The following is a 13,774-nucleotide window of genomic DNA, read 5'->3' as shown; positions in this document are numbered from 1 at the left end:
GTCTGGTTTATCTGTTTTGTTGTCACGATAGTGTTCACTGACGCGACACTTTGCCGCTGTCAGACAAAGGGAGCGTAGGAACAATATTGATTTTCGTCGGCATGTCGGCTCTATCCAAATGTGTTTTGCAATGGAGCATCAACGCCATTTGTAACTGCTTCGCGCTTAATGTCGTGCTCGTCGCCTTAGCAACGGGTTCATCGAGTTCTGGTGCCTGCAACACCACGTCTGCAATCACAATCTGACCTAAAATTTTATGTGGCTTGCTGTACACGCGGGCCAGTGCAACTTGTTCGGCAGAAAGCAGTACGGATTCAACCTGTTCTGGGAATACTTTGTGTCCGCCAACATTAATGACACCATTGTCTCTGCCTTTAAAGAACACGCGGTGATGCGATATGCTCACGGCGTCCTGCGTATTGATATAGCCATTTTCATCAGTGTGAACTACCGCTTCACTGCTATTTTTCCGATTCACTGTGTTGGCGGTGAACGCTGGTTTTAGCCAAAGAATATTCTCTTTTACCCGTAGTCGAATACCGTTAACACCAGTTTCTAGCCATTGTTCGGGAAAACCTGCTTTTCCATCGCTAACGGCAAATCCCACTCCGGCCTCGGTAGATGCGTAGATATGGAATATTTTCGCTTTCGGATATCTTGATAGAAGGGCATCGAGAAGCGGCTGATCAGCAATTTCACCACCCAGCGAAACCCGTGAAAAGGCTAAATGATGGCTGGGTTCGGTGAATAAGAATTGTCGCCAAAAGGACGGCGTTGCAGAAAGCGCATTGACTTGCCAGTTAAGCATTTGCCTGGATTTATCGGCAATATCACCACGAAGGCAGTCAATGGTACAGGCACCACTCAGTATGCCCTGTAAAACAACCTGCAAACCGGCAAATCGGTACGGCTGATACGTGAGTGCCCAGCGCAATTCGGATAAGTGTGGTTTTATCTGTATCGCTGAGCATATGCTCGATGTGGTATGTGCGATTCTTTTAGGATTGCCGGTAGTCCCCGATGTTTGAATGAACCAGGTTGTTGCTATTGTCGAATGAGAGACGTTTGTCGCCAGTTTGTAACGGAGTGCTTCCGGCGTAATGGTGATATGCTCTGCAACGCTTTCTAGCGCCAACAATGTTGTGACGAAGTGGGCGAGATCGGTAATCGCTTCGCTACCAGAAAGGCCGTCATCTGAATCCATAGCGGCGTTGCGGTAAGTTTCACGCAAAGAGGTGGCATTAGCTTTGAGCGTTTCATAGCTAATTGTCCGACCATCATGTGTGATAACGGCCGGGCCTGAATAAGTTTGAATGCGCGCTAGCAGACTATTCACTGGGTTGAAGTACGCTCTGATAAACGCTAACGAAATCTCCCAGCGTTCTTGGGTAAACAGCGAGTTCCATTTCACTGAAGGGATCGACATTAAATTCTTCTTCGAGTTGAGCCACGAGCATTGCAAAGCCAAGGGAGTCCAGGCCGCTCTGAAGTAGTACGGTGTCATCGTCGATATTGTCAACAAGGTTGCAGTCAGAAATTAGTGCTACCTGACGCATGCTGTCTAATATGGTGTCTCGTAAGTCAGTCATCCTGCTCATTATCTCTTTTTGCTGTAGGCGAAGGGGCATGGCGCTTGAAGAATTCTATCTCATTTTCAAATGAGATATTGTGTGCTGCCAGGGCTATTTGTTTTGGAAGACGGGCCAATAATTCGTCTTTCGATGTGAGCCATTGCATTCTCGTATATTCAAAGCGTTTGACGGTATGGTTTTTCCCGCTGCGGGAAATGGTGTCTCCGTCTTTCAATGGTGTGTAATTAAACAATTTATGGAGCTTCAATACTGAAGTGTTAAACGATAATACTTCGGCATACAGTCGCTCAGCGGTGGTTTGTGTAAAGGCAAACTCCAGCGCGGCAATTTCAAGGAGTAATCCTGAACCCGGCCACACATCATCTTCACCCAGGTAACAGCCCCATTCCAGCGTCAGCGGGTTTTCACTTTTTAATGTAAAGTTGAGTACACCGATAGGGCGCTCGTTTTGTTCCATCACAAAGAAAACCCGGGTTGGATCGTTTGCTAAGTTCTCAAACCAGGCAAGGTGCTGCTGCAGCGTGATGGTATCTTGCTGATGCATATTTTGGCGTATATGCGGCTTGTTTCGCCATGCTAATACACGCTCCAACTGCGCATGGCTCAGCGGCGAGAAGTGGCTGGAGGGGTATTTTCTTTCCATTTACACCAGGTCCCAAGACATGGGGGTGCCTTTTGCCACATCGTGTTTTACTTGTTTGCCAAGCAGTCGGGCTAAATACTTAACCGGTAAACCAAGGCCGGGACGAATTGCTCGTAGGTTCTTTTCAGTGAGCACTTCTCCTGCGGATAAATCTTCACAGATATACAAAGACCGGCGGTGTATACGCGAATTCACTTCCGCTGTGGTACACCCGTAACTCACCGTACCAATGGCAATGGCTGCGCGCTCAGTTTCTTTCACCAGCATTGCAAATTCATCCGGTTCCAGTGAAAAAGCGGCATCGACGCCACCGGCACTGCGATCAATAACAAAATGTTTTTCAATCACGCTGGCGCCCATTGCTGTTGCAGCAATTGCCACGCCTAACCCTGACGTGTGGTCTGATAAGCCCACGTGGCATTGGAACATCTGTTTCAAATGAGGAATGGTGGCAAGGTTTGCATTAATGGGATCTGCAGGATACTGACTTGTGCATTTCAGCAACACGTATTGGTCACAGCCGTTGCTCTGTAGCACTTCTACAATTTCTGCTATTTCAGTCAGGCTTGCCATACCGGTAGACACAATGACGGGTTTACCAGTTTGGGCAACCTTGGCTAGAAGTGCGTGATCGGTATTTTCAAAAGAAGCGATTTTATAGCAAGGCACGCTGAGTGATTCTAAGAAATCAACGGCACTTGCATCAAAGGGGGTACTGAATGCCACCATGCCTCTGGACTTTGCTCTTTCGAATATCGCACTGTGCCATTCCCAGGGCGTATGCGCTTTCTGGTAGAGGTCGTATAGCGATGACCCTTGCCATAAACTGTTTTTATCATCGATGAAAAACTCGCCATGCTTGACGTCTATGGTCATAGTATCTGCGGTGTAAGTTTGTAACTTCAATGCGTGAACGCCAGCATCTGCGGCAGCATCAACCATACGCAAAGCCAAGTCCAGATCCTGGTTATGATTGCCGGACAATTCCGCAATAATAAACGGGGGCTGGTTGCTGCCAATCGAAAAAGGGCCAATGTCTATGGTTTTCACGTTTTGCTTCTCGCTTGTTATTGCTGCTGTTGTTGATGTTGCTGTCGTTGCTGTATTACCAGATTTACTTCCGGCAGAAGATGACGAATAATTTGACGACACACCTCTGGTGTTCCCGCTTTAGCAGGCAAGATAGCACCGGCCTGCTGTGCCATGGCGGTCAGTTTATTAGTATCTGATAGCATGGCAGTGAGTAAACTGGCAATGCATTTTGCACTCACCTCGTTGTAATGGCCGGCGTACACGCATGCTTCCTGTTTAGACACACAAACCGTACTTTCTATTTGATTCTCGGCAATGGTCACCACTAACCCGGGAAGTTGAGATATACATCGTTCCCAGTGCATACTACCGCCCGCACCTATCATCACATCGGCTTTACGCATTAGCGCGGCCATATAGGTACTGTCGATGTGAACGTCAATATGCTGACAATGGCTAACGCGCTCGAGGATATCTTGTTTATTTCGATGCGACGAACCTATTACCACATCGGCAGAAAGGCGGCTTTCTTTACATAATTCCAGGGCATCTAACGCTATTGTCGTCATATTAACCGGGTCGCTACCGCCAAAGCATATCAGCACCCGTGGTGCTGCACTGTGAGTTTGCTGGTGGCTCGAACCGTCGAGATAAAACTCTTCTCTTAAAAGTGCATATTGTGGACCTAAAAGCACTTCGCATTTTTCTGGAATAAGGTGCTGATACCGTTGCGTAAAGTTATCCGTAAGATTGCAATCCAATAATAAGTCGCAATGATGGTCGCGGTTTGCCAAATCATCGATAACCATCACTTTTTTGCCAGCATTGATCAACTCACTTTCAAAGCGTTGATCTAACTGATAATGATCGATTATCCATAAGTCAGCAGGGATATGTGCCACCGAACTCGCTATGGCGTCAACTTCAATATAGCCAAAACCCTGTTCGCGAATGAGTCCGAGCAACATATCTGCCCCTTTTGTTGCTACAAAAGTAATTTGAATATCGGGTACCCAGTTCTGCAACATGGTTTTTAGCGACTTCGCTAAGGTAAGGCAGCGCATGCCGTGACCGGCGCCGATTTGATGACTGGCATCAACGCGAAAAGCGATCAGCAACTATATTTCCCCCATCTCATGTAGCACCTTATAGAGAATTTCAGCACGCTTCCAATCCTCGGGTGTATCGATGTCCTGCACCTTGTGGCTCGGGAGTGTGAGCATTCTGGAACGTGGCGAAAATACCCGTTTGCTCTTGTTCAGCCACGTTTCTGATTTAGCCACGTACAATTGCCCAGCATCGTGAAAAGTATCCGCTAAATCTTGAGAACGCTTACCAATATCCTGTGCAGAGAAGGGGAGTACACCGCCGTCTGTGTCTTCTATCAAGGCCCGTTGAATGGGAAAGGAAAATTGATTGGCGGTAAACACAAAGTCTGCATTGAGTGTGACTAATTTACTTATTGCGTTGTCAATTGTGGTGCTAGCAAGAAAGGGAGCAGTGGCATAGATGCAAGCACAAACTTCCACAGCCATGCCTTGGGCCATCAACGTTGACAACGTGTGCCGTATCACCGGTGTGGTGCCGGTGTGGTCGTCTGCTAATGTCTTGTCTCTGAGAAAAGGCACTTCCGCCCCATAAAATTCAGCAATTTCAGCAATAGATTGATCGTCAGTAGACACGATGACTTTGTCGATATTCGCACAACCCAGGGCCGCTTCAATGGAATAAGCAATTATGGGCTTACCGCAAAAGTGTTTAATGTTTTTTCCGGGAATCCGTTTACTGCCGCCTCTGGCTGGAATAATAGCAATATTCATAATGTTCGATGTTTTACCGTTAAGCTAAACCGCGTTTATAAAAGTAAACGCACCGCTACCTGGTTAAAGAATTAACGAGCGATAGTAATGTATCGGCAATAAAATCAACTTGTGAAGGCGTTAAATCTGGAAAAACGGGTAAAGTGACTGCCTGACGGTAGTAGTTTTCCGCTGCGGGGAAATCGCCCCAGTTGAATCCTTTCTCTTGATAGAAAGGTTGCGTATGAATGGGAATGTAGTGCAAGTGGGCAAAAATGCCGGCTTCTCGCAGTGAAGATACTAACCGAGACTGCTGTTCTGGCGTGATGGCGTTAATTCTCACGACATACAAGTGAAAGCTACTCACGCATGATGGTGAAACAACAAGCGGAATTATGGCTTCTTCGTCGCTGAAGCGTTGGTCGTAGAGGGCTGCAACACGATTTCGTTGCGTGACAAATTCGCTGAGTTTGTTTACCTGACTGGTACCCAGGGCGGCCTCAACGTCATTCATGCGATAATTGTAACCAAGTGCTATTTGTTCATAGTACCAGGGGCCGTCGGATGATTTTTTCATGCTATCCGGATGGTTGGTAACGCCATGGCTTCGAAGCAATCGCATGGTACTTGCCAGTTCAGCATTGTTGGTCATCGCCATTCCCCCTTCCAGGGTGGTAATAATCTTGACCGGATGAAAACTAAAAATACATATATCAGCGAATTGGCAGCAGCCCACACGGCTATTCTGATAACTCGCACCCACGGCGTGTGATGCGTCTTCGATAACCTTAAAACCATACTTTTTTGCCAGCTTCGCGATGGCTTCCATGTCACAGGATTGTCCGGCGAAGTGAACAGGAATCACCACTTTGGGTAATGTATCGGTGCGTGCTGCTTGTTCCAGTTTGTCGGCCAAAGCCACCGCACACAGGTTACCAGAGGTAATGTCTATGTCGACAAAGTCGACCTCAGCACCACAATATAATGCGCAGTTGGCTGAGGCTACGAAAGAGTTCGGCGAGGTCCAAACACGGTCGCCTTCTCCCACGCCTAGCGACAGACAAGCGATATGAAGCGCCGAGGTAGCGCTATTTACCGCGACACCAAATTGAACCTGGCAGTAGTCTGCTAAGGCTTGTTCGAACTGAGGTACAGCAGGGCCTTGCGTTAACCAATCTGATTTTAGTGTTTCGACAACGGCCTTGATATCGTCCTCATCAATATGCTGTCGACCATAAGGAATCACTTTTTCGCTTCCTCGTTAAAAGCACAGATTTCCTGTACTGATAAAAAGTGCGGATTGGTGTCTGATACATATTCAAACCCTTCGTCGACAGGCTTTCCTTTTTCATCAAGCGCATTACTGGTGAAGTTATTACTCCGATGGAAAAATTTAATAGCAGGGGCGATAACGAAGTGATCGTCAAACTCGAAGGTATGGAAAGCCATGTCGCCAGGGCACATCATTTCGTGAAGTTTTTCCCCGGGGCGAATGCCTACAATTTTGATTGGCAGTTCAGGGGCCATCGCCTGGGCAAGATCAGTGATTCGGATAGAAGGGATTTTCGGTACGAAGATTTCTCCCCCTAACATCCGCTCAAAATTCTTGAGCACGAAGTCTACGCCTTGCTGCAGAGTAATCCAGAAGCGGGTCATATTCTGATGGGTAACCGGAATATGGTCTGTGCCCTCATCAATTAACTTTTCAAAGAAAGGCACAACCGAGCCTCTTGAACCTACCACATTGCCGTAGCGAACCACTGAAAAACGCGGCTTTCGTCCACCCACCATATTATTAGCTGCAACGAATAATTTATCCGAAGCTAACTTGGTGGCACCGTAAAGATTTACAGGGTTGGCGGCTTTATCTGTCGAAAGGGCAATAACTTTACTTACCCCGTTATCGATAGCGGCGTTTATGACGCTTTCGGCTCCGTCGATATTGGTGCGAATACATTCAGTGGGGTTATATTCTGCTGCGGGCACTTGTTTCATTGCCGCAGCGTGAATAACAAAATCTACGCCCTGCATCGCGCGGGTCAGTCTGTCTTTGTCACGTACATCACCGATAAAGTAACGCATGCAGGGGGCATTAAACCGCTGCTGCATCTCAAACTGTTTGAGTTCATCGCGTGAGTAGATAATCAGGCGCTTAGGTTTATAGCGAGAAAGGAGCGTTTCGGTATATTTATGACCAAAAGACCCGGTGCCACCGGTGATTAATATAGACTTTCCATCGAACATATCACGCCCGCTATTTTTTTGATTGTTAAGTTAAATATATCATGTGTCGGTAGCTTTGCCACAAACCTTAACACTATCAGTGTTTTGTCTGTTTGATTCTTATACCTCGACGGTGCATTTTAGAGGTTAAAATCATCAGATATTTTCAATAAGCCCATGAAGGTGCCTTGTCACTTTCTGAATTTCTCTGATTTTTTCATCTTGTATTTCGTGGATCACCGTTTTCAATTCAGTGGTCGACACATCTTTCGTTCGTGGCAGATAAATCACTTTCACAATATCCTGCAAATCATCGAACTGACCCACCCAATCATCTCCCATGGCGAATATGTCAGCATCCAGACGAATAAGGTCCTCCCGCTTTTGCTCCCAGCAGTTTTCCTGAAATACGTCATCGACGTAGCGGCAAGCCAGTAGGATTTCGCGACGATCATGAAAGGGGATGACCGTGGTTTTCCCTTTTTGCTGATTAAACTCATCAGAAGACAAACCGACAATCAGACGATCGCCAAGGGCTCGTAAGCGTTTAAGCAACTTAACATGGCCTATGTGAAAAAGGTCGAAAGTGCCATAGGTGACAATAGTGGTCATTTTCATCATGCTTTTCTCGTTCAGTCCTTGTTATATCGGCCAAAGCCCGGCTACCTGTACCTGAAATTTCAGTTATAGTTTTTAACACTCACGTGTCAATTCTGAGACCTTTTGAACTGAACAAAAAGTGATTCGTAGTACTGGCTTTGATACTATCAAACAATATGACGGGTTTGTGCTATATTTAAACCTGAGTCAAATAATCACGATTTACTGGCCGTGATTCTAGTTAGCGTAATGCTGAGGAGACTTCTCAAATGATCAACTTTAATAGTGATGCATCATCTAATACTTCACTACTTCAACAGGTTCAGGAAAAACAAACTAGCCTGATGGAGAAGCTCGCCTCTGGTAAAAAAGTTAACAGCGCTGCCGATGGGGCTGCTGCTCAGCAAATCATCGATCGCCTGACTTCTCAGGTCGAAGGTAATCGCCAGGCTGTGAACAATGTCTACGATGGCATCTCATTGGCGCAGGTCGCCGAGGGTGGCCTTGAAGGCATTAATAACGACGCCAATCGTATTCGTGAACTCACGTTGCAGTCGGGTAGCGGTATTTTGTCCGACGCCGACCGTCAGGCCATTCAATCTGAAATCACGCAGCTTCAGGAAAACATCACGCAAACCATAGAGCAAACCACCTTTGCCGGTAAGCCGTTACTGAATGCCGATGGCGAAATCAGTTTTCAAGTGGGTGCAAATCCAGACCAGAAGGTGGGAGTGAACACCAGCGATGTGGCAGGCAATTTATCGGGCTTACTCAATATTGACGTCACTTCCGATAATTTAACCGATGCGTTAGATGCTGCCGATGCGGCGTTGGAAACCGTCGGTGGCTTCCGTGCCGACCTGGGCGCAACACAAAACGCGCTGGCGAGTACTGCCCGTAATTTGACCCAGGCTGATGTAAACAGCACCGAGGCAAGAGGCCGTATTCAAGATCTGGATTATGCTCAGGCCGTTTCTGAAAGTGTAGCGAATGATGTACGTGGACAAGCGGCAACGACGGTCCAGGCACAAGCCAACCAGCAACAGGGTCAGGTGCTCGCGCTACTCAGTTAATAAATCCTAAATGATTATGTTTTAAACAAAAAGAAGCAGTGTGGACTGCTTTTTTTTATTACAAAACGAGAATCAGTGTTTCCGAACTGATTTTTTACCGCTACAATCAGACAGATGCGCTAGACTGTAAATAATAAAAACGCGTTCTCGAGGAATCGATGAAGGAAATTTTGCTCGTTAGTGATAACGGCGAACTTATTCAAAAGTTGGAGACAGTCATTACTTTCATGGGGGAAGCTTGCTTTGGGCAATCTTTCGCAGATAGCCTTGGCTATTTAAATACCCATTCAGTGGAAGCAGTGATGGTTGACTACGCCAGACCCGACCAGGTTCAAAATCTGGTCGCGCAGTTTCCTCACATCCCTTTTGTCGCGATACAGTCTGCAGACGGCCAGGTAACGCCTAATTGTAATCTGGTCAGCACTGCAACACTTCCTATTACTTATCCGGTACTCACTCAGGCTATTCATCGCTGTCAGGAATATTCCCGACATCGTCCAGGCCCTGTAAAAACCGCTGGGCTCAAAACCCGCTTGTTCCGTAGTCTTGTTGGTCGAAGTCAGCAAATTCAAATTGTTCGTAAGCTGGTAGAGCAGGTGGCACCTACTGATGCAACCGTGCTTATCCTTGGTGAATCGGGTACCGGTAAAGAAGTGATTGCACGTAATGTACACTTCCTATCAGAGCGTAAAGATGGCCCGTTTATTCCGGTAAACTGTGGTGCTATTCCTGGCGAACTGCTGGAAAGTGAGTTGTTTGGTCATGAAAAAGGGGCCTTTACCGGCGCAATCAGTGCACGTAAAGGGCGTTTTGAATTGGCTGAAGGCGGTACATTATTTCTTGATGAAATTGGCGACATGCCATTGCAGATGCAGGTAAAACTGCTTCGTGTCTTACAAGAAAGAACCTTCGAGCGGGTGGGTGGACACACGCCGATCCGCGCAAACGTGCGTATCATCGCGGCAACGCACCGTAATTTGGAAACCATGATTAAAGACGATAAATTCCGTGAGGATTTGTACTATCGTCTGAATGTTTTCCCCATCGACAGCCCTGCGCTGCGTGAACGTCGCGAAGACATTCCGCTGCTGTTACAAGAACTGATTAGTCGTATTCAGGGCGATGGCGTTTCAGTAGTTAAATTCACAGAAATGGCGATATCGTCGCTGATGGAACATGATTGGGCGGGTAACGTTCGTGAACTCTCCAACTTGGTAGAACGCTTAAGCATTCTCTATCCGAATCAGATTGTGGATATTCAGGATTTGCCAGTGAAGTATCAATATGGCGAAATTCAGATTTATGAGCCTGATTATCCAGAGGAACTGTTAGAGCGTGATGCCTTTAACGAGTTGTTTGCTGAGGCTGCGGCCAGCGAAGCAGATCGCGACGCAGAAAGTACGCCTCAACCTGCAGCACCGGAAGCCTCGTCTGATAACTCTCAGTTACCAGAAGGCGGTGTGAACCTCAAAGAATACCTTTCAGAACTGGAAATTAATCTCATCATTCAGGCGCTGGATCAGCAAGAGTGGGTAGTTGCCCGTGCTGCCGATAAACTGGGCATGCGTAGAACCACCTTGGTTGAAAAAATGCGCAAGTACGAAATTCAGCGAGAAGAGTCCGTCCCGTCAGATAATTGACTGTAAAGTCGCCCAGTAAATGCGAATAAGATTTTGTATTTATTGATTTTTATTTTTGGCACATCAAATGCATTAATCTTCATAAGGCACAATGTCTGCTTTTTGACGAGGGTTTATGGCATACGATGGACAAAGCTATTCTTCACTGTATAGCGACACATCAGTACAAATTTCTGAATACCGTTACAACACTGCATCTGATGATGCCGGTGTCGGTGACGATATTGATAGCCTCAAAAAGCAAGCAAGTCGCCTGTCGCATCTTCTGCAAGTGATGCCTGCTGGCGTTATCGTTCTGGACGGTCAGGGTGTTGTTCGGCAGGTTAACAGTCAGGCCAGTGAGTTACTGGGCGAGCCGCTAGAAGGTGAGTTATGGCGAACCATCATTGCTCGCTCCTTTAAACCTCGGGCAGACGATGGCCATGAAGTATCGCTTATCGATGGCCGTCGGGTTAAATTATCCATTACGCCCCTCGAAAACGAACCAGGCCAGCTAATTGTTCTCACCGATTTAACAGAAACCCGAGAGTTGCAAGCCCGGGTGAGTCATATGCAGCGTTTATCTGCGCTCGGTAAAATGGTGGCCTCGTTGGCACATCAAATCCGTACACCATTGTCTGCAGCAATGCTGTATGCCGCTAATTTAAAACGCAAAGGTTTAGGTGAGCATGCAACCCGGGATTTCGCGGGTAAACTCACTGATCGCCTCAAAGAACTAGAAAGTCAGGTAAACGACATGCTGTTGTTTGCTAAGTCCGGTGAAGATCAGGTTGTGTCCGAGATTTCTTTGACCCATCTCCTTGACGCTATTGAGCCTAATGCCCGCACCATTGTTCAGCAAGCCGAGCAAACCCTTAGCATTCAAGGTTTCGATGGAGAATCCACACTAACGGGAAATCTCACCGCGTTGCAAGGTGCTATTTTAAATCTTATTCATAACGGTTCCCAGATCAGTCCACAAGGTGCCGTGATTAATCTGTCGGTGGTCCGCAGTGGTGAGCATATTGCTATTTCAGTGATTGATCAGGGGCCTGGCGTACCGCTTTCCATGCGTCAGAAAATTTTCGAACCGTTTTTTACCACTAAAACCCATGGAACCGGATTGGGCTTAGCCGTGGTGAAATCTGTTGTGAATGCCCATAAGGGCCAGTTGGGTGTCACCAACCTGGACGGGCGGGGCGCCTGTTTCACAATGACCTTACCGGTAACCGTAAAACCATCATCTTCATTTTCCGCTGCGATCACAGGAGCCAAGTCATGAGTCATTCTACTATTTTAATTGTTGAAGACGACGCCGGTTTGCGCGAAGCACTGAATGACACGCTACTGCTTGCAGATTATCGTGTAGTGGCGGCAGCATCCGCTGAAGACGCGCTGGTCAAGTTGGCGTCAGAGAATATCGATTTGGTGGTCAGCGATATACAAATGGGCGAAATGAACGGGCTGACACTACTTAAAAATATCAGACTGCGCTATCCACAGTTACCGGTATTGCTGATGACGGCTTACGCAACTATCGACGATGCGGTACAAGCAATGCGTGATGGCGCCACTGATTACCTTTCCAAGCCTTTTGCTCCAGAAGTGTTGTTGAATCTGGTTAGCCGCTATGCGCCATCGCATAAAATTGAATCTCGAACGCCCATTGCTGCCGATCCCTCAAGTTTAAAGTTATTGGAGTTATCTCGCAAAGTGGCGGGCTCTGAAGCAACCGTCATGGTACTCGGCCCCAGCGGTTCAGGGAAGGAAGTGCTGTCTCGATACATTCACGACCAGTCAGCCCGGGCAGGCGAAGCCTTTATTGCTATCAACTGTGCCGCCATTCCTGAAAATATGCTCGAAGCGACGTTGTTCGGTTATGAGAAAGGCGCGTTTACGGGCGCCGTTCAGGCGTGTCCGGGTAAGTTTGAACAAGCGCAGAGTGGCACCATCCTCCTCGACGAAATTACGGAAATGGATTTGGCATTGCAGGCTAAATTGCTTCGCGTTTTGCAGGAGAAAGAAGTCGAACGGCTTGGTGGCCGAAAAACCATCGAGCTGGATGTGCGTGTTATTGCAACCAGTAACCGCGATCTCAAGCAAGCCGTAGAGGCGGGCGAATTCCGCGAAGATTTATATTATCGTCTGAATGTGTTCCCCATTATCTGGTTGCCGTTGGCACAGCGCCCTGGTGATATCGTGCCATTAGCGGAACATCTAATGTCCCGCCATGCAGACAGCAAGCAACATCGCGATATACGGCTTTCTGCTGCTGCCCGCAATAAGCTTGTGCAGTATGACTGGCCGGGCAATGTGCGAGAGCTTGAGAATGTAATGCAACGGGCGTTAATACTTTGCGACGGTGAGGTTATCGAATCTTCAGATCTGATGATCGACATGACCGCCACACTGGTCAGCCATACCGCAAGTATCGACGACCCCGTAATTGACGACAGTAAACTCGGCTCTGAATTACGACATCAAGAGCACCAGATCATTCTTGATACCCTTCAGCTATGCAAAGGGAAACGAAAAGATGTCGCAGAGAAGCTGGGTATAAGTCCACGAACGTTACGCTATAAATTGGCACGCATGCGTGATGAAGGCATCGACGTACCTGCGTAAAAAAATCGATTCATTGCAATGTGTGCGTGTTTCACACACAAGCCTCTTGCCACGGTATTCAACCGTGGCTTTTTTTGTCAATTCTGTGTCAGTTATTTGGCATCGCCTCTAAGCTTCTGAATTATATAACTTAAAAAAGTTGGTATTGCTTTTGCTGTTGTCTATTTAAGAAACTAAGTCAGACAGTATTCTGACGAACCGTAAATTTTCAGGAGTCAGCGATGGACATTAAAGCCAACAGTTTGTATCAGGAAATGCAATCTATGATCGGCCAGACCCGTCTGCAGGCCACAGAAATGCCGGAACAGGCATTAGAAGTCAAAAATGCATCTGGCAGTGAGTTTTCAGCCATGCTTAAGCAGGCAGTGGAAGGGGTAAACAATATGCAGTTGGAATCAAAAGATTTACAACAGCGGTTTGAAATGGGCGATCCCTCTCTCAGCCTGGCGCAGGTTATGGTAGCGAAAGAAAAAGCAGGTATTGCCTTTGAAGCAACAGTACAGGTGAGAAACAAAGTGCTGGAAGCCTATAAAACAATTATGAACATGTCGGTGTAGTGGGGTAGTAC

14 protein-coding genes are annotated in these 13,774 nt (G+C 47.1%); 5 read left to right on the top strand and 9 right to left on the bottom strand.

What is annotated here, in order from left to right; translation table 11 throughout:
* Window positions 1-34 precede the first annotated feature (34 nt).
* From ACXAGX_RS09355 to ACXAGX_RS09315, 9 genes are all read right to left on the bottom strand, one after another.
* Window positions 35-1,426 carry an AMP-binding protein gene (locus tag ACXAGX_RS09355; RefSeq protein ID WP_474837905.1) on the bottom strand — a complete coding sequence of 464 codons (1,392 nt, stop codon included), beginning with the start codon at window positions 1,424-1,426 and terminating at the stop codon, window positions 35-37.
* Window positions 1,329-1,589, bottom strand: a complete 261-nt coding sequence (locus tag ACXAGX_RS09350; RefSeq protein ID WP_474837903.1) for an acyl carrier protein — start codon at window positions 1,587-1,589, stop codon at window positions 1,329-1,331. The genes ACXAGX_RS09355 and ACXAGX_RS09350 overlap by 98 nt, the downstream gene beginning before the upstream one ends.
* Window positions 1,582-2,235: a UDP-4-amino-4,6-dideoxy-N-acetyl-beta-L-altrosamine N-acetyltransferase gene (gene pseH / locus ACXAGX_RS09345; RefSeq protein WP_474837901.1), complete on the bottom strand. Its 654-nt coding sequence runs from the start codon at window positions 2,233-2,235 to the stop codon at window positions 1,582-1,584. Before pseH ends, ACXAGX_RS09350 begins: the two co-directional genes overlap by 8 nt.
* Window positions 2,236-3,285, bottom strand: a complete 1,050-nt coding sequence (pseI, locus tag ACXAGX_RS09340; protein WP_474837899.1) for a pseudaminic acid synthase — start codon at window positions 3,283-3,285, stop codon at window positions 2,236-2,238.
* A gap of 17 nt (window positions 3,286-3,302) precedes the next feature.
* A complete protein-coding gene (gene pseG / locus ACXAGX_RS09335; RefSeq protein WP_474837897.1) occupies window positions 3,303-4,385 on the bottom strand; it encodes a UDP-2,4-diacetamido-2,4,6-trideoxy-beta-L-altropyranose hydrolase in 1,083 nt (360 codons plus the stop codon).
* The gene (gene pseF, locus ACXAGX_RS09330; RefSeq protein WP_474837895.1) at window positions 4,386-5,087 is read right to left on the bottom strand and encodes a pseudaminic acid cytidylyltransferase; all 702 of its coding nucleotides are present in this window, start codon (window positions 5,085-5,087) and stop codon (window positions 4,386-4,388) included. It abuts the gene before it with no gap.
* A 55-nt stretch (window positions 5,088-5,142) separates the two neighbouring features.
* A complete protein-coding gene (pseC, locus tag ACXAGX_RS09325; RefSeq protein WP_474837893.1) occupies window positions 5,143-6,312 on the bottom strand; it encodes a UDP-4-amino-4,6-dideoxy-N-acetyl-beta-L-altrosamine transaminase in 1,170 nt (389 codons plus the stop codon).
* Entirely contained in the window at window positions 6,309-7,310 is a 1,002-nt protein-coding gene (gene pseB, locus ACXAGX_RS09320; protein ID WP_070127043.1) for a UDP-N-acetylglucosamine 4,6-dehydratase (inverting), read from the bottom strand. Before pseB ends, pseC begins: the two co-directional genes overlap by 4 nt.
* Window positions 7,311-7,445: 135 nt before the next feature.
* On the bottom strand, window positions 7,446-7,901 hold the full coding sequence (locus tag ACXAGX_RS09315; RefSeq protein ID WP_070127042.1) for an adenylyltransferase/cytidyltransferase family protein: 456 nt from the start codon (window positions 7,899-7,901) through the stop codon (window positions 7,446-7,448).
* Window positions 7,902-8,158: 257 nt separating this feature from the next.
* Between ACXAGX_RS09315 and ACXAGX_RS09310 the strand changes: the two genes are divergently transcribed.
* The 5 genes from ACXAGX_RS09310 (at window position 8,159) to fliE (ending at window position 13,763) form a co-directional block, all read left to right on the top strand.
* The gene (locus tag ACXAGX_RS09310; RefSeq protein ID WP_474837891.1) at window positions 8,159-8,962 is read left to right on the top strand and encodes a flagellin; all 804 of its coding nucleotides are present in this window, start codon (window positions 8,159-8,161) and stop codon (window positions 8,960-8,962) included.
* 158 nt (window positions 8,963-9,120) lie between these two features.
* Window positions 9,121-10,602, top strand: a complete 1,482-nt coding sequence (locus tag ACXAGX_RS09305) for a sigma-54 dependent transcriptional regulator (RefSeq protein ID WP_474837889.1) — start codon at window positions 9,121-9,123, stop codon at window positions 10,600-10,602.
* A 115-nt stretch (window positions 10,603-10,717) separates the two neighbouring features.
* Complete coding sequence (locus tag ACXAGX_RS09300; protein WP_474817834.1) at window positions 10,718-11,863, top strand: sensor histidine kinase; 1,146 nt, start codon at window positions 10,718-10,720, stop codon at window positions 11,861-11,863.
* Window positions 11,860-13,206 (top strand): sigma-54-dependent transcriptional regulator, encoded by a 1,347-nt coding sequence (locus ACXAGX_RS09295; RefSeq protein ID WP_070127038.1) that lies wholly within the window; start codon window positions 11,860-11,862, stop codon window positions 13,204-13,206. The genes ACXAGX_RS09300 and ACXAGX_RS09295 overlap by 4 nt, the downstream gene beginning before the upstream one ends.
* A 221-nt stretch (window positions 13,207-13,427) precedes the next feature.
* The gene (gene fliE / locus ACXAGX_RS09290; protein WP_070127037.1) at window positions 13,428-13,763 is read left to right on the top strand and encodes a flagellar hook-basal body complex protein FliE; all 336 of its coding nucleotides are present in this window, start codon (window positions 13,428-13,430) and stop codon (window positions 13,761-13,763) included.
* Window positions 13,764-13,774 lie beyond the last annotated feature (11 nt).

This window comes from Alteromonas sp. ABV4_515 (genome assembly GCF_056160345.1).
This window is presented reverse-complemented; position numbering and strand designations above follow the sequence as displayed.